Origin of the sequence: Okeania sp. KiyG1 (assembly GCF_014132355.1) — a bacterium.
Taxonomy (GTDB): Bacteria; Cyanobacteriota; Cyanobacteriia; order Cyanobacteriales; family Microcoleaceae; genus Okeania.
Genome location: NZ_BLZO01000079.1, coordinates 36,806 through 56,593, shown reverse-complemented (window position 1 = coordinate 56,593; position 19,788 = coordinate 36,806). Strand labels below are relative to the sequence as shown.

Here is a 19,788-nt window from a genome sequence, read left to right as displayed (position 1 = left end):
GAGACGGGAAGGTGTGGAGATTGAATATTGAAGTAATTAGGGTTTGCGGATTAACTATCAAAGCATTGACAGATAAAGGCTTTAGGCAACAGGGAACAGGCAACAGGGAAGAAAAATAAAAGTACCTCACTAGCTTGGGAAAGGCTATATCATGTCCGGATAAGAGGGCGAGCAAAAAACTTTCTCCTTCTACTCCTGTTTCTTCTTCTTTCTTCTCTCCTGACTCCTGACTCCTGACTCCTGACCCCTGACTTCTGAGTCCTAAGTAATTAAGACTAATTATGATACACGCGCTTCAGCAACGCCCAAATTCCCTATTCCTATCTTCAAATTTCATCTTCAGCGAGGGTAATTAGTTCATCTTCAATAGTTAAGTCAAATTGAGTATCTAAATTTGGCGCTATATAGATACCAAAATTATTTTCTTTATCTTGAAATTGAGAAGCTATTTTCACTCCAATACAAATTTCATTACGAGATTGAGCAGCAAATACACAGTCAGCAAAAGATAATTTACCAAGTTTTTCAGGAGGGAAGAAAAGCTCTATAGGTTTAATATACATTTCGCTACCTTCTGCCGAAAATAAATAACGATAGACTAACATTACTCCTGGTTCTTGAGATACCTGGGCTAAAATTTTCGACACAAATTGATTAGACAGTAGGAAGTCTTGAACCCCAGCTTTAATTACCAGATCCGTTTCTTCAGAGTCAGCCAACTCTACTACTAATTCAGTTGTAACTGGGTTTCCAGTTTGCTCTGTATATTGCAAAAATATTTGCCTAATTTCTAGTAATATTGTCAGAGTTTTAGCATCTACTTCTTCAGAGTTTTTACCTTTACTGGCTAAAATTGAGATGCTGTTATATTGATATGGTCGGAGTGTTTTAAGTTCTTCAACAACATCTACATCTATTTTCCAAATTTGCATTAAAACTTCAGGATAAGCATCGCGAATTTCATCAAACTGATCTTCAATTTCTTGTGTTAATTCGTGAGTAACTAGATTAATTTCTGAACCTTCAATTACATATTTAGCATATTCTTGGAGACAGATTTTAGTTTTTGAACTCCAACCAATAATTAAATGTTTTTCTGTTTCTCTAGCAAGAATTTTTTGGGAGTCAACATAACCTAAAACTTGAGGTTTAACGAAAGGTTCTTGATAAAATTTAATTTGGGAGTCATCTTCAGCCAAAACAATTATTGATTCAGCATCTATTAAGTTGTAATTATTATCTGGTTTGATAATTACATTGCCATTTTTATCTTGTACACCTAAAGGAATACTTTGATAAAAGTGAAATTGTAATTCACTAAAGCGGAGGTGTTGCCAATCAGATTCAGGACGATAAAAATAAATTTCATTTCCAGCAAAACCTACTACATTTAAGTATACCGTTGCTAGCCCTACCGAACGTGAAGTTTGGACTAAAATTCTACCTAAAATATCAGCTTCATTTAAAGTTGTTACAGCTTCAGGAGCAATGCTTTGAGCTAAAATACGATATTGTTCTGAGTGAATTTCAGCTACTATTGGTGGTAAAGATGATTTTTTTTCTTCATTAGCTGCTACAGTGGCTAAAATTGTTTTGACAACTCTGGCATCAGATAATTTTTTCAATTCTTTTTGATCTGAACCTTTAGCATCATTTAAAATAACTACCGATCTAGCGACTTTAACTCCTACTTTCTTCAGATTATTTATATTTGTTACCGTTCCACTACGAGTAACTACTCTGGTAGTTTTTAAATCTCCTAATTTATCGCGGAGAAAATCATCCATTTTTTCTTTATCTTGTTCTGATAAAATCACAACTACTGCATCAGATTCTGATTCATTGGCTATTACTAACTCAGTAATAATATCTACAATTCTGTCATTAAAACCTAAAATTAAAGTATGGTTTTTTTCTACTACCAAGCTTTTACCTTTTTTCAGTAAAGTCAGTCGTGATTCAAATTCTTGAGTAATAAAAGCTACTAAACTAGAAAAAAGTACCAAACCTACAAAAATCGTTAATACCCCTACAGTTTTAGTGGAGAAATTTGCTTCGTCCCCAGTGTCTCTGAGACCTATTAGTTGAACAAATACATCCCAAAGTAAATCGCTTTCTAAATCTGTATTTGGGAATAGCCACTCAGAAATATAACGTAGAACAGTCATTACTAAAAAGGCCCCAAAAAAAGCAGAGACCAATGCTAGAAATACAGAAAATCCACCCCTTGACATAAAGTTGTCAAATTTATATTGAAAGCGTTCTTGCCAGGAAAATTTACTTTGAGCAGACATAGATTTTTCTTCAAATTAATATAACTATTTTACCAATGGATAATTGATAATTTATCATTGATAATTAATCCATTCGGTTTAAAGCCTCTCATTACCAATGAATAATTGATAATTGATAATGAGAGATACTTTTCATTATCCATTATCCATTGTTCATTATCCATTGTTAAAGAGGTAATTATCCATTATTCATTATTCATTATCAATTAATGAACTGTGGTTGCATCAGGAGCAACAGAAATTTATTTATCATTGATGATTATACAATGAATGAATGTATTTATGTTAAAAAAATAGAAAGTTCTGCAACTAAGCAATAAAAATCAATACGGGTGCTTAACTATTTGTTAAGATTATCTCCGGTTGAATACTTATAAATAAATAGACATCTCCAGGGAACAGGAAATAGGAAACAGGGAACAGAGAATAGGGAATAAGTTGATTGGAAACTTCAAATATACTACTTATTAATCAATCAATTTCTTAAATAGTTCGTTATTTCTAATCTCCTCAAAGTCAGGTTCATTTTTTGCCATTTCCTTGCATCTACTAGGATTGAGACTAATTGCTTTTTTCAAGCTTTTTAAACCTGCTTCAACTTCACCTTTCAAAGCACAACAACGAGCCTTATTATACCAAGCACTAAAAAAGTCCGGTTTAATTTTTGCTGCATTATCATAACAAGCGATCGCCTCTCCATAAATACCTAATTTCATCAAAGCAACCCCTCGATTATTCCAGGCATCGCTATAATTATTTTTAATAGCAATTGCCTGATTATAAGACTTAACTGCCTCTTGATATTTTTGAATTTTTGCTAAACAAACACCACGGTTATTCCACGCATCAGCATAATCAGATTTAACTTTAATTGCTTGCTCAAAAGAATTAATTGCCTCTTGATAATGCTGCAATTCTATTAAAGAAACACCACGATTATTCCAGGCATCAGCATAATCAGCGCGAATTTGTAACGCTCTATCATAAGAAGCGATAGCCTCTTCATACATCTTCAATCTTGTCAATACCACCCCTCGATTATTCCAAGTATCTGCCATTTCAGGATGAATTTTTAAAGCTTGATTGTAAGCAGAAACAGCTTCTTTGAGTCTACCAGCAAAGAAAAATTGATCTGCTTGTTTCGCATAATCATTTGCCATCATTAACGGTTCAGAATTATCAGCTTGAGCTGCAGAATATTGAATCAAGGTATCCTTTTGCAGTTGTTCTATTTTTTCGTCAGCTTGTTGACTTTGTTGTTGCAGTTCATCTAATATTATTTGAGCTTCATTGACGATTTCTTTTAACTGAGATATTGTGTCATATTTAAAACTTTCAATTTCTTGCTCTGTAATAAAAATTTTGTTAGATAATTTTGTCTGAAGAAACCAAACCCAAATTGCTGCAGAAGCAGGAAATAAAGTCAACAAAATCAAAAAAATACTGAGTAATGATGTGGCATGACGAAATGTATAATCTACCTCTTCTCGCACGCGAATACTAATTTCTTCTTTCAATTTAAAATCTGCTACTTGTTCCTGATTTTGAGCTAGTAAACTATCAATTGGATGAGTTGCCAAAATTTTATTTTTTGAGAATGCAGATAATAACTTTAAATCATTTTTTTGTTGGTAATTATCCCTAATTTTATCCTTTGCCCCTTGACTATATGCAGAATTTCCACTAATAGAGAATATTAGGACTATAATCAAAATAGAAATAGACTTTGGTAAGCCTTTGCTGAGGTTTTTTAACATCTGCTTGTTGCGAAACTCTACCATATTGATAATTCTCATAGCTTCTAATACCAAATTCATTTCTAAGTTGCATAGAATAATATCTCAATCGGGGTTGAGTGTAGATCGAGACAGACAAATTAATCAATTTTTTCAAGAAGGAAGAAGGAAAAAATAATTCTGTGCCACCTCACATAAAATTGGTCTTATACCTAAGACCTAATTCTGTACAGCTTCATATAAAATTGGCATAAAACCTAGAATATAATATCAATCTGGTTCCTTCTTTCTTCTTTCTTCTGCTATAAACTAATAATATTCCTATCTATAGCATTAGACATCTCCAGAAAAGAGGGAGTAGGAAGTAGAGGGGAAAGAATTAATGATTTATGTACTATAATTGACTTTATTTTTAATTATTGGAGATGTCTATTATAGAAATAGTAAACTTTTGACTTTTGACTTTATAACTTTTGACTTTTGACTTTTGACTTTTGACTTTTGACTTTATAACTTTTGACTTTTGACTTAAAAATGTCTGAATGGATTGAAATTGGTAGAATAGTTGCCCCTCAAGGTTTGAGAGGAGAGTTACGAGTATATCCTAACTCTGACTTTCCAGAAAGATTCTTAGAACCAGGAAAAAGATGGTTATTACAACCAGGACAGGTGGACCCCCAAGATATTGAGTTACTGGGTGGTCGTTATCTTCCTGGTAAAGAGTTATATGTGATAGAGTTGGCAGGTATTGAAAATCGCGAACAAGCTGAAGCATTACGGAATAGTTATTTGTTCGTCCAACGAGGCGATCGCCCCCAACTAGCAGAGGATGAATTTTATCTACCAGACTTAATTGGTTTGACAGTTATTAATCAATTAAATGGGGAAATTATTGGTAAAGTTGTGAGTATGATTTCAGCAGGAAACGATTTGTTAGAAGTAGAAAAAATATCTACAAATACCCCTATTATTTCTGAAACTGTTACTCAAGATAAACCACCAAAAGAAAGTGGAAGAAGTAGGCGTAAAAAACATCATAAAAAATCTAAATCTTCCCCTCCTCAAAATCTTTTAATCCCTTTTGTCAAAGAAATTGTTCCTGTAGTTGATTTTGAAGGGGGCATTATTGAAATTCTTCCCCCATTAGGCTTAATTGACTTATAGTAGGTAAGCAATCAGCCGTCAGCTGTCAGCCATCAGCTATTGTTTTTGGTTTTAGATAAAGTTTAATTAGAGCTTACTACAAAAGCCTAGTATTATTGCTGAAGAGCTAATAGCTGATAGCTGAAGTGCTGACTGCTGTTTGCACAGCATGACCTAGGAAATGCTTACAAAATCATATCAGTTGAAACTCTTTAATAGCAGGTAAAAAGTTTTTATTTTCATGGCTTGGGCGACTAAGTTTAATCAAAACAAATCTTTGTAGTGGAGTTAGATTTTTCCATTGTTCTAATTTAATTTCAACACCTGTTTCTTGAGCTTTATTTTGAACTATATCCGGAATTTTTGTGTCATCCATCCAACCTGGATTTAGTTCTATAGATAATTCTTTAGCAGGAGTATCTGTATGTTGAATTACTAACTCATTTAGCCACTCCCGATAATCTTTAATTTCTTCTGGTGTACTGCAAGGTTTATCCACTATCTCTTGACGAATTAAATGATTAAATTGATGCCAGTGAGACAATTTTAACTTAACTCCGCAGGTATCTAATTTATAACGGACTATCATGGGAATACACCGTAGAGATTCTACAAAATCTTGCTCAAATTCAAAATAATTGTTCATCATAATTTTCTCAATTTTTCAGCTTCGATAACTCTGATATAGCAGAAGAAAGAAGGAAGAAGGAAGAAGGAAGAAGGAAAAGTATTACGTTGTCTGAGTTTTAAACTTTTGAAATGTCCGCGTCCTTTCCTTCGACTGCTATATATTTTAATCTAAATTATTAGACATCTCCAGAAAAGAGGGAACAGGGAACAGGGAACAGGGAACAGGGAACAGGGAACCCACCCCTAACCCCGACCGTGGAGGGGAATAAGGGAACAGGGAACCCACCCCTAACCCCGACCGTGGAGGGGAATAATTGATAATTTATGGGTAAGAATTGATTTTATTTTTGATTTTCACGCCTATGTCTATTAGACATCAAATAGATAGTAGGGACGTTGCATGCAACCTCCGTGGAAAGTAGGTAGAAAGAATTAATTAATAATACCAAATCCGGTCCTGAATGCACCACGTTTTTCGCCCTTCTTCTCTAACCCTTCTGCCTTCTGCCTTCTGCCTTCTGCCTTCTGCCTTCCGATATTGCTATCCTATAAAAAAGTAACCTAATGTTAACTTCTCCTACTTAACTATGACTGAAAAATCTCAGCGCATTTGTATCCTGGGCGGTGGGTTTGGTGGACTTTATACCGCCCTCCGCCTAATTCAGTTTCCCTGGCAACCTTCAGAAAAACCCGAAATAATATTGATAGACCAGCGCGATCGCTTCCTCTTTGCCCCACTATTATATGAACTTGTGACCGGGGAATTACAAACCTGGGAAATAGCTCCGCCATTTGAAGAGTTATTCACCAACACCAACATCCGTTTTTGTCAAGGCGTTGTCTCTGAAATTGACATCAACCAACAACAAGTAAAACTAGAAAACGGTCAAGCATTCAGTTATGACCGCCTAGTTTTAGCAATGGGAGGTGAAACGCCAATGGACATGGTCGCAGGTGTCGCCGAATATGCAATTCCATTCCGCACCATTGATGATGCTTACCGTCTCCAAGAAAAGTTACGAATTTTAGAAGCATCAGACCGGGAAAAAATTCGGGTCGCCATCGTCGGGGGTGGTTATAGCGGGGTAGAATTAGCTTGTAAATTAGCAGATCGTTTGCAAGAGCGGGGGCGAATTAGATTAGTAGAACTTAGTGACATGATTTTGCGAACATCCCCAGAATTTAACCGGGAAGCAGCTTCTCAAGCTTTGTCAGAAAGAAATATTTGGATTGACTTAGAAACAGAAATTGAGTCTATTGAAACTAATCAAATTTCCTTAAAGTATAAAGGGCAAGTTGATACCATCCCTGTAGATATTGTTTTGTGGACAGTGGGTACAAAAGTCGCCCCAGTAGTCAAGTCATTACCATTGAAAAAAAATCAGCGCGACCAAATTATCACCAGTGCAACTCTACAAGTGCAAGACAATACACAAATCTTTGCTCTCGGAGATTTAGCAGACTGCCAAGATGCAGACGGGCAAAAAGTACCCACCACTGCTCAAGTAGCGATACAACAATCTGATTATGTGGCCTGGAATATCTGGGCATCTCTGAGTGGGCGACCTTTGTTACCATTCCGCTATCAGGCATTGGGTGAAATGATGGCATTGGGACTTGACAATGCGACTCTTACCAGTTTAGGAATTAAACTGGATGGTCAGGTAGCACATTTGGCAAGACGTCTAGTTTATTTGTATCGCTTACCAACCTTGGAACATCAAATGAAAGTTGCTTTCAACTGGATAGTTAATCCTATTCAAGAGGCGCTATCAAGTTTTTCAACAATTAATTAGGGGTTGCTGAAAAAGTCTTTTAACCCACCCCTCGCCCCTCCCCCTCCAAACCCACCCTAACCCCTCCCCCTCCCAGGAGGGGAGGGGAAGACAGGAAGAACGGGGAATGAGCGAGTAGGTAGGAGTAAGAATTGTAAGAGTGATTTTTCTGCCCAACTATGAGCCTAAAATACGCTCCTTGCATGAGCACCAACAGCTGAAAAATTTCCACTGCAATTCGACCCCAAAAAGGCACTTGTCTTTATATGTCAATGCTTTTAGATTAGATCGGTCACGCCCTAATTAATAAAGTTCTTAGGTAGTAGGTAGTAGGTGGTAGGTGTAAATTTAAGGTTTAACACTGGAAACGGAGCAGAAATTTGGGATATTCCTTCAAGACCGCTTCAGTCGAAAATTTTTATTATACTTAATCATCCAGACATAGTATTATCTACAGGACCTACGCAGAGGCTCTACATATAGGGAGGGCGAATGCCATTCGCCCCTACAAATGGTGTTCTAAAAGTCAATTTGCGTAAGTCCTGATCTACCATTTAATGATATATATAGCAACTGTCATTACTGCTATTGACTTATGGAATATCTCAAACAACGGAATATCATCAATAATCAATGTTTTTTCTTCCTTCTTACTTCCTCCTTCTTCTGCCATTACTGCTATTGACTTATGAAATATCTCAAACAACGGAATATCAATCAATCAATGTTTTTCCTTCCTTCTTACTTCCTCCTTCCTCCTTCCTCCTTTCAAGGAGAGGTAATTATTAATTATTAATTATTAATTATTAATTATTAATTATTGAATTCTTCCTTCTTACTTCTTAAATATGACTAAAGTTATTTTGCTTGATGCTGTAGGTACTTTATTTGGTGTACGCGGTAGTGTAGGTGAGATTTATCAACAGTTTGCCAGTCAGTGGGGTGTTGATGTTTCCCCTGTCGCTGTCAATGCAGCTTTTTTTGAAAGTTTTAAAACTGCTCCACCCATGGCATTTCCTGGGGTGGAGTCTACTAAAATACCCGAATTGGAGTTTGAGTGGTGGTGTGAGGTCGCTACTGCAACTTACAAAAAACTAGGAGTATTTGAGCAGTTTTCTGATTTCAGAGTTTTTTTTCGGGGACTTTACAATCATTTTGCTACTGCTGCACCTTGGTTTGTTTACCCTGATGTGAAACCTGCATTAATAAAGTGGCGCGATCGTGGAATTAAGTTAGCAGTTTTATCTAATTTTGATTCTCGACTTTATCCAGTTTTGCTAGCTTTGAAGTTAGCAGATTTTTTTGATAATGTGACTATCTCTACAGAAGTAGGAGCAGCTAAACCCGATCAAAAAATATTTGTCGCTGCTTTACAAAAATGTGGTTGTGCTATTGAAGAAGTTGTGCATATTGGAGATAGTTTAACTGCTGATTATCAGGGTGCAATTAATATAGGAATAAAAGCATTTTTATTAAGTAGAAATACAGTTTTACAACCCGAAAAAAATCAATTTGCTACCCTTCTAGATTGTTTTGATTATGGCTTTAACTAGGCAAAATGAGGGGTGACACCCTCTATTGAACATCACTTTAACACAATTATGATTATAGTTTCTGATAAATATATAATAATAATTAAACTATTATTACTAAGATGCACAATATTGGTATGATGAAGTGAAGGATGGTAGAAACCTCCAAAAAGTAGATGTTGACAGTACAAGTCTGCTCGGTTGGGCAGATTTTTTTTGAGTATTAATACGAACAAGATAATCTTATCTTAAGCTTACTTTAACTAAAAAATTAAAATTAAGCCCAACAAATAATTAGGGTTTGCTGAAAAAGTCTTTTTAAGGAGCAGGGGAGTGGGGGAGTGGGGGAGTAGGGAGTGGGGGAGTAGGGGAGTAGGGGAGTGGGGGCGATTTCCTACGGAATACTTCGTAAACGCGTTTGCGGAGCATTCCGGAACGGAAATCGCCCGTACAGGAGAAACGAGGAATTAATTAGGAGATAGTCGGATATATTTGTTGATCGTGATTTTTCTGCTATTATTCTGCCTATAAATGCTAACTTTTTGAGCGAACTCAACGTGATACCAGGTACTTTTTTCGACCTAAAAAGGCTAAAATCTTTATCAAAATAGTGCTTTGAGATTTAATCAGTAACCCCTACAGCCCTTTTCAGATTGATAAACCACATCGTCATAACCAAAAACGGCGTTGCTGATTCTGGGTATGATGCAAGCCCCCCTAGCCCCCCAATTTTGGGGGGAATAAAATTCTATGATGCAAGCCCCCCTAGCCCCCCAATTTTGGGGGGAATAAAATTCTAAAAGTCCCCCAATGCACGGGGGATGCGCGGGGGCTTGATCAGAACCAAACAATCGCGCATTCATACTTCAATTCAGCAACGCCCCAAAAACCTATAAGGGCGGCATTCGGAGCTTTGCGGAGCGCAAATGTCATTTGCTACGCATAACTACGTTAACGCCCCTACTGTGGTTTACTGAAATGAAAATCGCTGTAATTAGTGAATATTAGAAGTTTTTTAGTAACTTATTCGGTATACTTATCAGAGTTACTATACCGAACCCGAGCGGATTTGATATTACACACTCGATGTATTACTTCCATCAAATAGTATAAGAAAATTGCAGACAACATTTGTGCATAAAACTCGTGATTATTTATAATGCTAATTAAAACTCGATCGTCAGGAGTAATTATATGAGTCAGTCACTTTTAACCTCAACTTTTCGTAATGCAATGGAACCTCTAACTATTTTAGAAATAGAAAAACAGTTACAAAAATTACCACCAGAAATAGTTGATTCTATCAATAAAGCTGATGTTACCGCCTATAGTCTAAATAGATTACCACCGATGTATTTTACAACACAAAAAGGAAAAATATGGCAACAGCAACGGTCACAAAAACTAGCGGATATGATTTCTAGAGTAGTTAGCTTAGGTATTAAAGCAGCCCAAAGAAACAATAAAATTTTTTCTACTCCACTCCACCCATCTTTTAAGGATAATAAAGCAGTAATCGATCGCCAAAAACCTATATTACATGAATTTAATGCTATGATTCCATTAGCAACTGTAGAAATAGAACGGCAACTTAAAGTATTACCCAACGATCTATCAAGAACTATTAATAAAGTGGATGTAATTGCTTATACTCTCAATCGCCTCCCTCCTCTATATTCTACTACTAGAGAAGGATGGATTTGGCAACAAGAACTAGCTCGAGAAAAGTTAATAACTATGATTTCACGAATGGTTACTTTAGGTATTAAAGCAGCTCAAAAAAACACGAGCGTTTATGTAAAAAATTGAAGTTCATGAAGTGAAATAGATCTGATTTTTGATCATAGTTATTCTCACTCCAGAGAGCAATTAGTTAAATATATTTCTGAGTAAGTTCATTAATGGATAATGGATAATGGATAGTTACCTCTCCCTTTTAGGGAGAAGATTGACCAACGCCGAAAAAATTTATTCTCTTGGTAGATTGGATATGGCGAAGTTTCCTCGCCATCCCACTCTCCGGGAAGCTGCGCTACGACCGCTTTTTTCCCTTGTAGAACCACAGCTCGTGGCGCAGCCAAGGGGAGGCTAATAAAGCTGAATTGTTTAATTATATCATGTCCGGTAGCATCGGTATTGTATAGTGAAGTAAGGAAGAAGGAAGACCGAAGTTGGAAGAAGGAAGAGGGAAGAGGGAAGAAGGCTTACAGCGGTTTTCATTTCAGTAAACCACAGTAGGGGCGTTAACGATAGTTATGCGAAGCAAATGGCATTTGCGTTCCGCAAAGCTCCGTATTGCGCACTTATAGGTTTTTGGTTATGACGATGTGGTTTATCAATCTGAAAAGGGCTGTAAAAGTGTGAAAAAACGTAAATTTCCTGTAGATATTCACCCTTGATTTTACACAAACGCGCCCCAGCGGGCATGATATTATTTAATTATTTAAAGCCGAAAAATAGAAAAAATAAACATGAACATCATACAAAAAAAACAATCAATAAAATCTCAAAACTGGTCTATTAAAAAATTACCAGGCTTAAGTAAACAACATCAAGAATTACTAATAGAATATGGCATTACCACTACAAGAAAATTACTAGAAATAACTCACACTTCCCAGCAAAAATTAACCCTAGCAAATCAACTACAAATTCACCTTCAATATATCAAGAAATGGGTAGCATTAGCAGACTTAGCTAGAGTTCCTAGTATCGGCTGTCAATACTGTGGACTTCTGCTTCATGCTGGCATTGCTTCAGTTACTCAACTAGCTCAAATACCTATCCACAGGTTGCACCAACAAATCCTCAAATTACAGGTATCAACTATGCAAAGACGTGACCTTTGTCCTACTGTCGATCTGGTTCAAAAATGGATTCAACAAGCTCAATTTTTGGGTGCATCTCAATTTTGAATAAAGCCAAAATTTTATCGCTTTTAGGGAACAGGGAACAGGGAACAGGGAACAGGGAACAGAAAAGAATAAAAACAACTGTACCTCATAGGTAAGCATTTCCTGCGGAATGCGGAGCTAACAGCTATTAGCAGTCAGCTATCAGCTATCATGATGAGGTTTTAATGAATATAGACTGTTGAGCGCCAGCTTTTATAGTTAGTAGTCGTGTAAAAATAACTTGAACAGTTTTTTTTAATGGAAGCTATATTTCACAATTTATCCCAGATAAAATTTGTACAACTTATTCAATCATGGCTCCTTAAGTATAAATTCTGCCTAAATTAGTAAAGCTTTTATCTAAAACTAAAAGCAATAGCTGATGGCTAATAGCTGACAGCTGAATGCTTACCCTCATAGCTTTGGAAACTGCTGCATGAGATGCACTCCAAGACGTAATTATTAATTATTAATTATTAATTATTAATTGTTTAATACTTCATAAATTCAGGACTACCAAAAATTAATGCTGCCCTTAGTTCAGGAGAACTATTTTCAATTACTGCACGAGTTTGAGCAGAAAAATTATTACCCAAAGTCGCCATTAATTTTTCTGCACTAATAGGTTTACCTCTACCCAATAAACCACCAGATAAAGGTACGGCTAAACTACTACGTCGAATCATTGTATCTGAGGTTAACCATGCTTCTTTTGTATTTTTATAACCGTCGGGAGTAACACAACCATAAAGAGGCATTCCTAACTGGTCTAAAATGCCATTAATAGGTCGAAAATTATCAACTTCGTTACCAATAGCTCTCATGGCAGAAGCTACAAAATGATAGGGATTTTTAAATTTAGTATTGTGTGTTTCTACTTGCCAAAATTCCGAACTGTTGAAGAGAGTTTTTAATACCTCAGAAATATCTCCTTCACTCTCTAAAAAAATCTGAGCTAAAGTTTTAACTAAAGATTCTGGCGGTTGGTCTAATACAAAAGTTTGAGCTAATTTATAACTAATATGTTTAGCTGTGGCAGGATGGCTAGCCAAAATATCTAAAGCAATTTCACCTTCAGCCATGCCATTTTCTTTAATTGTTTGTCCGAGAAAAAATTTATTCCCCGGTTCGTGACGTTTTTCATCAAAATAAAATCCATCTATATCTTCAGCTCTTTTAGTATTAGGAGGTAAACCCCAACCAGTAAAAATCTTTGCTAGAGCAATAATATCATCTTGAGTATAGCCTCCATCCACACCTAAAGTATGTAATTCTAATAATTCTCTAGCATAATTTTCATTTATTTTTCCCCGATGACTCCGCCAATTATCCAAGTAAATTAACATGGCTGGATGATGAGCAGTAGCACCTAATAAATCTCTAAACTTTCCCAAAACATGAGGTCTAATTGCCTGTTGTTCGTAAGAACTGAAATATAAACGATTTAATCCTTGACGACCAAAAACATTGAAGTGATTGTACCAAAAATCTACCATAACTTCTTCCAAGTGACGCGGACTTTCTAGAGTGCGGAGAAAACGTCCTTTACTAGCTTGTAAAAAAATCTTTTGTTCAAAGCGTCCTTTGATTCTATTTAATCCTCTTTGGTCTAACTTTAATTCTTTTCCTGTTTGTTGAAGTTTTTGTAATTCTGTGATTATTTCACCAGGTTTGAGAGGCAATGTATCGAGATATTCTAGCTTTTGAGTTAATAGTTTTGGATAGGGAATAGAATTAGGTTTTAGTTGAGATTGAATATAGACTTCAATACTAATATTTTTAATCTGTTCAACTTGTCCTGGAGTCGGTCCGAAACTAAGGCGGTTAATTAGGTGTAAAATTTTAGTATCAGTCATTTAAATTATCAGTTATTAGTGGGGTAATATAATTTCGTTGATTGTCATACAATGGGTAGGGGTAAATGGCCATTCACCCCTACAATATAGACTCTTCTTTTTAATACTAAATAATACTGATCCTACCGGATTAGATATAGCGCACTGATCGGAAAAGAACATTAGTCAGGAACCGAACATTCCGACTCTACCACTTCTGCCGCTTCAGGTGTTAACTCCAGAGGAATAAATTTGAAACCGTACTCATTATTCGTAGGACAAGGAACAACCTTAACTAACTCAAAGGGTAGTTTTTGCCGATCGCCAGTCCCTCGTTGAAATTCGATTTTTCCTGTTACTCCCTCAAAATTGAAACTTTCATCTGCTAATCTCTTCTGAATTCCTAAGCGATCAGGTTTTTGTCGAATCCCTTCAATTAGCACCTGAGCAGCATCATAGCTCAAAACTGTGCGAGGACTGACAGACCCTCCCCAAAGCCGCTTACTGGTCTGAGAAAAATAAGACGTTAGATTCCTTAGAGGATGCCAGGGAACGGTCAAAATCAGTTTTTCTAAGAGTTGAGATTGACCAATATTCAAAGTTTTCGGACTATAAACCGACCAATTACCTATCATCCAATTTTGACCATCGTTTTCTTTAATGATTTCCAGAGCATTATCTAGAGCATTACTCACTTGACCATCTGGTATTAAAACAATTGCTAATTCCCCAGAGTTTCTAATTTTTTGAATAGCGCTTTGAGCATCAAAATTACGCTGAGAAATATCAAATGAATCAATAATGTCTTCTTCTGTTCCTACTTTTTCTAAGAATTTTTCTTCAAATCGTTTTTTGTAATCACTGGAATACGGACTAGCAGGGTTATAAAAAATTGCAACTCTTTTTTGATTCACTAGATTACTCATCAAAACATCAACCGCTGCATCTGTAGGTAGATAATTATTTGTGGTAACTCGGAAGAAAAACCGTCGGGGATCGTCGGTGAGTTCAGAAGTGGTTGTACCTGGGGAAACTATTACTAATTCATTTTGGTCATATATATCTACAGTTGCAGTCGTCATCTCACTGGTCCAATGACCAATAACACCTAGAATCTCTGACTGTTTAACTATTGTATTAGCAACCTTCTTTGCTTGCTCCTCATTGTTAGCATCATTAGCAATAATGACTTTTAAACCTTTTCCATTCAAGCTTTTAGACTCTAGAAAATCTGCACCTGGTAAAGTCAAATTAAAGAATTTTTCCTTTAAACTCAAGTTAACTTCTGTTTGCATTTGAGCTACTCCCCGCAAGATTTCTTCAGCAAGTTCTGCATTCTTCCCTGTTTCATCCTCTAAAACTGGAACCACAACTGCAATGGTATAGAAATCAGCTCCTGTAGCTTCTAAAATTGCATTATTGAGATATATTAAAGTTTCTGGATCTCTTCGTTCTCTATCCCAGCTTTCCTGAAGATATCTTGCTGCCTCCCGATAACTTTTTTTGCTTTCAAAACAATCACTCCAATCTTGTCGAATATTACTTTTCCAAATAGGTAGAAAATGATTCCAGGGTTTCTGACATATAGCAACTGCTTCTACACCCCTTTGTTTATCTCGTGGTGAAAATAGTTTTACCAGAATTTCCTCACCTTGACTGATTTGATCTTCAAGGGTTTCAGGTTTAGGGATTAGTTTAGAAATTCCCAAAAAACCAGCGATAATCAACAAAAACAGAATTATCTGTATTATCTGCTTGGGTGCTATTGGCGGCCGCGTTAGACGTTCGGGTTCAGGTTCAGGTTCAGGTTCAGGCCAATATAGTTCAGGTGTAGTAGGATTTTGTATTAGGACTGGTAGTTTAGATGCTCTGGGATAAAACGATTTATTTGGAAGATGAAATTCTAGATGTTGCAAACGTCTCCGTGCTTTTCTAACAGCGGCGTGGAGAGGTTTTCTTTGGGTAAATTCGTCTAGGAAATATTCCAAAAAACGCTGTGCTACTAGATCGGGAACAAGTTCTCGCATCACAATCAAATGGGGGATATCCAAATCAGCTAAATATTCGGCAATACCGAGTCCATCACAGGAATTAAAAATTGCCAGCTTGACTCTGGGAGCAGCTTCCTTTAAAGCTTCTCCTAAAGCATGGATTGGTATCTCTAAAGTATTACCAATTTGAATAGTCTCAGCAGCACTGTGCCCACTATAAAAAATAATATCCCAATTTCCTTGCCAAAGAGTATTAAATAGCTCTTCATAAGTCAGCGAATTTTCTGTCGCTGGAATAGCTTTAATACTTGCTCCATGTCTTTCTAAGTTATCAATGAGTTTCCGGTCTTGCTTGAGTTCTAAACTCCCCTGATCGCTGCCAAAAATTGCCAGAATTTGTACTGGTTTTTGCAAGGTTTCTGTTGGTCGATTAAATTGAGAATATTGAGACAAGAGGGTAAATTCTGCCTGGGGTAAAAAACGCTTTTTCTGAAATAAGTCCCAACAATCCCAGGATAATTTACGCAGATAAGAATTTGATGTATCGATGATAACTCGTACTGGTTTATTTGAAGTTCCATCTTTTAGTCTTCCTATAATTCGCCCTCGAATATCTCCAAATTGAGGTTCCCTCAACCAATTTTTTGCATTACCTTCTAGGGTTAGAGTGGCATTTTGACAACCTTCTATACTGGAGACATGGGTGATTTGCTTTTCTGGAATCTCCATCGCTCGTTTTTCTAATCCCAACTCAGTATAAATGTTTTCCATTTATCATAAACTATAGGAAAATCTGGGTTAGCGGGCAATTTAGGACAGTCGAGTTCTTTATCAATGATTTTATCATCTTGCCAAAACTCTAGAGAAACAGAAAAACCTGATTCAAAACTGCCTTCTTCTATTCTGATAACAACTTGTTTAAGCATTATTCTTAATTAATTGTTGTAGTTTTAAAATTATATTTGTTTAAATAGTTAATAACCACAAAATTTGCTCTTTGTAGGTTGGGTTGAGGACAGGAAACCCAACACCTAATCTTAATTCCACAAGAATATCATATTATCAGGACTTACGCACGAACACGCTTATCCAGAGAGGGCAAATGCCATATCCAGAGAGGGCGTTAGCGCAGCTTTGCGTTAGCAAATGCCATTCGCCCCTACATTCTTGTTGCAGACCAATATTTTTAGACGTTGTTGTTGGGTTGCGCTACCGCTTAACCCAACCTACTATTTTACTGAAATAATAAAGTGCTTTGTCACAGTAGCAGAATTAAGGCTAACTTGAAGACTAAAGCGATCGCCTGGATCGGCGGTAAATTTGAACTGAATATAATCATCTCGTTGTCTAGCACGAATTTCAAATAAAGATTCCCCCATTTCATCTAAACCAATTAGTTTTAAATTTGCTGGTAAAAAACGTTGGTCTTGAAGAGGATAAACTCTGGAAAGAACAGCAAATCTTTGGTTTGGTTTGGGTAAAATTGCTATCATTAGTGCCACCGGATCTCCTGCTAGTTGCATTCCTAGATCGATAGCGCGACGTACACCTGCTGCTGGATGACTAGGGTTAATTTCCCACAACAATTCGGCAATTTGCCAGCGTGTTTCTTCATCTTCTGTTGTTTGTAAAATCTGTACGAGAGCTTTATTTACTTCTGTGTCTGAGAGTTCAGGTTGAGATAAATCTACCTGTGTTTTGTCTCTTGGTTTTTCAGTTATTTGGAATTGTTGAAGAAATTTTTTAACTACTTTGGGAGATAATTTTTCTGTTGTTTGATATGACCTGAAAGCCATTTGTATAATCGGTTTGCGATTTTTTATAAGCTCTTCCACTGGTTGCCAAGTTTCTGTAAAAATACCTTCTAACCAACTTGTTAATTTTTCCCAATATTTTGATTCATCCGAGGTCTTTTCTGGAAGTTTAATAGCTACCGGATTCAAATATTTCAAATTTAAAATTAAGTGGCTGGAGTCATAATTTAGTTGAGTCAAAGAAAGTGGATAATTTCCTCTTTCATTTTTTTGTAAAGACCGATTTTTGAATTGATCGTGCCGTATAAATCCAATTAAAATAGCTTCTTCCTCCTCTACTGAAACCTGTATCAAGATATAGAAATGAGCAGCAAATTCTGGGGTATTAATCATTTTATCAGGAATTTCAATTCCTTCATTTACTATATTCTCATCTGTCAGTAAGCAAACTGTAAATCCATTGACTTGCAGAGGGCAAATTGGTTCCGAACTGATAATTTGATGAGGTGGCAAAGATTCAATTTGATTATCTAATGTTAAATGGCGATCGCTCAACCATTTTTTGAGTGCTAATAAACCCAAAATTTTCACATAAGCTTGCCATTGTTGGGCTTCGTTCTTAAAGCGATCGCTCAAAAGAGTTGCTTGCTCAAAATCTTCAGGTTCTAAATCAATAGTTTCTAAGTGCAATTGTTGGTAATATAGTCTGTTTATTTGGTTATAATCAGTCATATTAAGGCTCCCAGTTATTGTTGTAATTTTAAGTTTTATCTTTGCAATCTATGGAATGATTAATGTAGTTATTTTACTACTTATTATTATGTCAAATAAGCTGACTATCCTTAAGATAATAGCGCATTTTTTCAGCAAACAAACTTGTCATTTTTTTGTATTTCCTCCCTGTAGAATTTTCCTTAACTGCCTCTATAAAAACGGTTTCATCTAAATAACGACTTAATAGTTCAATTAAAGAATCAAGAGCATTTGCATCTAAAACCCCTTGACTGGAATTTAACTCTGCTTTCTTTAACAAAATTTGCAGCATTTTCTCCATTACCTGTTCTCGAATTTGCTTCAGCATTTGCTTAAGTTTTAAGATGCGACTAACTTGAGATTGATTATTCATATTTAATTGCCGAGCTACTTCACTTTGAGATTTATTTTCACAATAAATTAGTCGTAACATAGGCAAAAAATCAGGAGCAAATTCACTATACCAAGCACTTTTTTGTAGTTTATGCAAACGTTGAGAAAGCACTCTCTCAATAGCATCCATAAGAGCTAGATCGCGATGTTCGTCTAGAAATTCAAGTTCCATTGCTGAAGTATTAGAGGGTGGTGAAATCTCAGTTGGATTTAATATTTGTTCCTGTAGAAACTGAGCAATAGTTTTCAATTGTTCAAGTAGTTCATCTGAAGAATTATATAAAACTCCCCTGGGAAAAAGGCGATCGCGCATTTCCTGAAGTTGAGACTCAGAAGGTTCAGGACATTTGCCCCTTGCACCCTGTTCTCGTCTGTCGCGCCGATATACCCCATGAAACGCTTCTACCACATCCCGTTCTTGAGGTGAAAGAGCTTCCATTTGGTAACGCTTTATCTTATTTAGTTTTGCCCAAGGAGTAGTTAAAGATAAACCAAATTCTACCCATAGCGTTCGAGTAAGTTCTGAGTGGCGACGGGTGCATAAATTAGTCCAACCCCAGAGTCCACCTTGATCGGGATTGAAACTTCTCAGAATTTCCTCCCAGAAATAGGAGTAAGAAGACTGAGAGTTTTCCTGAACTTGCTTAATGTTTTTTGTCTTACCATCATCAGTGAGTACCAGGTACAACACATCTCGGAGGCGAAAAGGATAGCGATCGCCAAATTCTTGAACCAGTTTTTGACAAGCGTCAACAATGGCATGGGAAATGTAGCAACGTAAAGAAAGTCCTGCTGTTATGCTGCATTCCTTAGAAGAAGCAGAATTTTGAGAACGAAAGTGAGATAGTAAAGTAGCTTGAATTTTTCGGTTATCTTGAGAGGAGAGTTTTTTGAGTTCAGCAATAGACGGAAACCAGATTTCAAATTGTTTCTGAACAGGTAATAGTACCTCCTGTCGATATCCTCTATGAGAACCAGACACATCAGAGCTAGTTAAATCAATTTTGCATAATGTCCAGTAGTTATTGGTGGAACCATTTTTCATCCTCCTTACACCT

General features: G+C 36.3%; 14 protein-coding genes. 5 read left to right on the top strand and 9 right to left on the bottom strand.

The features are described 5' to 3' along the window. Nucleotides 1-326: 326 nt before the first annotated feature. Both SAGCYANO_RS16910 and SAGCYANO_RS16905 read right to left on the bottom strand, forming a co-directional pair. The gene (locus tag SAGCYANO_RS16910; RefSeq protein WP_202221139.1) at nucleotides 327-2,294 is read right to left on the bottom strand and encodes a hypothetical protein; all 1,968 of its coding nucleotides are present in this window, start codon (nucleotides 2,292-2,294) and stop codon (nucleotides 327-329) included. Nucleotides 2,295-2,761: 467 nt separating this feature from the next. Continuing rightward, on the bottom strand, nucleotides 2,762-4,111 hold the full coding sequence (locus SAGCYANO_RS16905; RefSeq protein ID WP_202221138.1) for a tetratricopeptide repeat protein: 1,350 nt from the start codon (nucleotides 4,109-4,111) through the stop codon (nucleotides 2,762-2,764). A 453-nt stretch (nucleotides 4,112-4,564) separates the two neighbouring features. Between SAGCYANO_RS16905 and rimM the strand changes: the two genes are divergently transcribed. After that, entirely contained in the window at nucleotides 4,565-5,194 is a 630-nt protein-coding gene (rimM, locus tag SAGCYANO_RS16900) for a ribosome maturation factor RimM (protein ID WP_202221137.1), read from the top strand. Between the two features lie 172 nt (nucleotides 5,195-5,366). Here the strand turns inward: rimM and SAGCYANO_RS16895 are convergent, their stop codons facing one another. Beyond that, nucleotides 5,367-5,819, bottom strand: a complete 453-nt coding sequence (locus SAGCYANO_RS16895) for a nitrate reductase associated protein (RefSeq protein WP_202221163.1) — start codon at nucleotides 5,817-5,819, stop codon at nucleotides 5,367-5,369. 571 nt (nucleotides 5,820-6,390) lie between these two features. Between SAGCYANO_RS16895 and SAGCYANO_RS16890 the strand changes: the two genes are divergently transcribed. Beyond that, entirely contained in the window at nucleotides 6,391-7,599 is a 1,209-nt protein-coding gene (locus SAGCYANO_RS16890) for an NAD(P)/FAD-dependent oxidoreductase (RefSeq protein WP_202221136.1), read from the top strand. 526 nt (nucleotides 7,600-8,125) lie between these two features. On the opposite strand, the gene SAGCYANO_RS16885 is transcribed toward SAGCYANO_RS16890, so the two are convergent. After that, nucleotides 8,126-8,299: a hypothetical protein gene (locus SAGCYANO_RS16885; RefSeq protein ID WP_202221135.1), complete on the bottom strand. Its 174-nt coding sequence runs from the start codon at nucleotides 8,297-8,299 to the stop codon at nucleotides 8,126-8,128. Between the two features lie 127 nt (nucleotides 8,300-8,426). Between SAGCYANO_RS16885 and SAGCYANO_RS16880 the strand changes: the two genes are divergently transcribed. The 3 genes from SAGCYANO_RS16880 (at nucleotide 8,427) to SAGCYANO_RS16870 (ending at nucleotide 12,025) form a co-directional block, all read left to right on the top strand. Next, nucleotides 8,427-9,131 carry an HAD-IA family hydrolase gene (locus tag SAGCYANO_RS16880; protein ID WP_202221134.1) on the top strand — a complete coding sequence of 235 codons (705 nt, stop codon included), beginning with the start codon at nucleotides 8,427-8,429 and terminating at the stop codon, nucleotides 9,129-9,131. Nucleotides 9,132-10,304: 1,173 nt separating this feature from the next. Then, nucleotides 10,305-10,919, top strand: a complete 615-nt coding sequence (locus tag SAGCYANO_RS16875; RefSeq protein WP_202221133.1) for a late competence development ComFB family protein — start codon at nucleotides 10,305-10,307, stop codon at nucleotides 10,917-10,919. 662 nt (nucleotides 10,920-11,581) lie between these two features. Continuing rightward, a complete protein-coding gene (locus SAGCYANO_RS16870) occupies nucleotides 11,582-12,025 on the top strand; it encodes a DUF4332 domain-containing protein (protein WP_202221132.1) in 444 nt (147 codons plus the stop codon). Nucleotides 12,026-12,495: 470 nt separating this feature from the next. On the opposite strand, the gene SAGCYANO_RS16865 is transcribed toward SAGCYANO_RS16870, so the two are convergent. From SAGCYANO_RS16865 to SAGCYANO_RS16850, 5 genes are all read right to left on the bottom strand, one after another. Beyond that, nucleotides 12,496-13,860: a DUF1800 domain-containing protein gene (locus SAGCYANO_RS16865; protein WP_202221131.1), complete on the bottom strand. Its 1,365-nt coding sequence runs from the start codon at nucleotides 13,858-13,860 to the stop codon at nucleotides 12,496-12,498. 161 nt (nucleotides 13,861-14,021) lie between these two features. Beyond that, nucleotides 14,022-16,601, bottom strand: coding sequence for an ABC transporter substrate-binding protein (locus SAGCYANO_RS16860; RefSeq protein WP_237396248.1), 2,580 nt, complete (start codon nucleotides 16,599-16,601; stop codon nucleotides 14,022-14,024). Further along, nucleotides 16,571-16,756, bottom strand: coding sequence for a hypothetical protein (locus tag SAGCYANO_RS44845; protein ID WP_237396247.1), 186 nt, complete (start codon nucleotides 16,754-16,756; stop codon nucleotides 16,571-16,573). Before SAGCYANO_RS44845 ends, SAGCYANO_RS16860 begins: the two co-directional genes overlap by 31 nt. Nucleotides 16,757-17,059: 303 nt before the next feature. Next, nucleotides 17,060-18,316 (bottom strand): DUF1822 family protein, encoded by a 1,257-nt coding sequence (locus SAGCYANO_RS16855; protein WP_202221130.1) that lies wholly within the window; start codon nucleotides 18,314-18,316, stop codon nucleotides 17,060-17,062. A gap of 91 nt (nucleotides 18,317-18,407) precedes the next feature. Continuing rightward, nucleotides 18,408-19,775: a hypothetical protein gene (locus tag SAGCYANO_RS16850; protein WP_202221129.1), complete on the bottom strand. Its 1,368-nt coding sequence runs from the start codon at nucleotides 19,773-19,775 to the stop codon at nucleotides 18,408-18,410. Nucleotides 19,776-19,788: the final 13 nt, after the last annotated feature.

Excerpts from the sequence above, each read along its gene's own strand:
- SAGCYANO_RS16850 (WP_202221129.1), bottom strand. The coding sequence starts at position 19,775 with ATGAAAAATGGTTCCACCAATAACTACTGGACATTATGCAAAATTGAT.
- SAGCYANO_RS16905 (WP_202221138.1), bottom strand. The coding sequence starts at position 4,111 with ATGAATTTGGTATTAGAAGCTATGAGAATTATCAATATGGTAGAGTTT.
- SAGCYANO_RS16865 (WP_202221131.1), bottom strand. The coding sequence starts at position 13,860 with ATGACTGATACTAAAATTTTACACCTAATTAACCGCCTTAGTTTCGGA.
- SAGCYANO_RS44845 (WP_237396247.1), bottom strand. The coding sequence starts at position 16,756 with ATGCTTAAACAAGTTGTTATCAGAATAGAAGAAGGCAGTTTTGAATCA.
- SAGCYANO_RS16870 (WP_202221132.1), top strand. The coding sequence starts at position 11,582 with ATGAACATCATACAAAAAAAACAATCAATAAAATCTCAAAACTGGTCT.
- SAGCYANO_RS16875 (WP_202221133.1), top strand. The coding sequence starts at position 10,305 with ATGAGTCAGTCACTTTTAACCTCAACTTTTCGTAATGCAATGGAACCT.
- SAGCYANO_RS16880 (WP_202221134.1), top strand. The coding sequence starts at position 8,427 with ATGACTAAAGTTATTTTGCTTGATGCTGTAGGTACTTTATTTGGTGTA.
- rimM (WP_202221137.1), top strand. The coding sequence starts at position 4,565 with ATGTCTGAATGGATTGAAATTGGTAGAATAGTTGCCCCTCAAGGTTTG.
- SAGCYANO_RS16890 (WP_202221136.1), top strand. The coding sequence starts at position 6,391 with ATGACTGAAAAATCTCAGCGCATTTGTATCCTGGGCGGTGGGTTTGGT.
- SAGCYANO_RS16855 (WP_202221130.1), bottom strand. The coding sequence starts at position 18,316 with ATGACTGATTATAACCAAATAAACAGACTATATTACCAACAATTGCAC.
- SAGCYANO_RS16860 (WP_237396248.1), bottom strand. The coding sequence starts at position 16,601 with ATGGAAAACATTTATACTGAGTTGGGATTAGAAAAACGAGCGATGGAG.
- SAGCYANO_RS16895 (WP_202221163.1), bottom strand. The coding sequence starts at position 5,819 with ATGAACAATTATTTTGAATTTGAGCAAGATTTTGTAGAATCTCTACGG.
- SAGCYANO_RS16910 (WP_202221139.1), bottom strand. The coding sequence starts at position 2,294 with ATGTCTGCTCAAAGTAAATTTTCCTGGCAAGAACGCTTTCAATATAAA.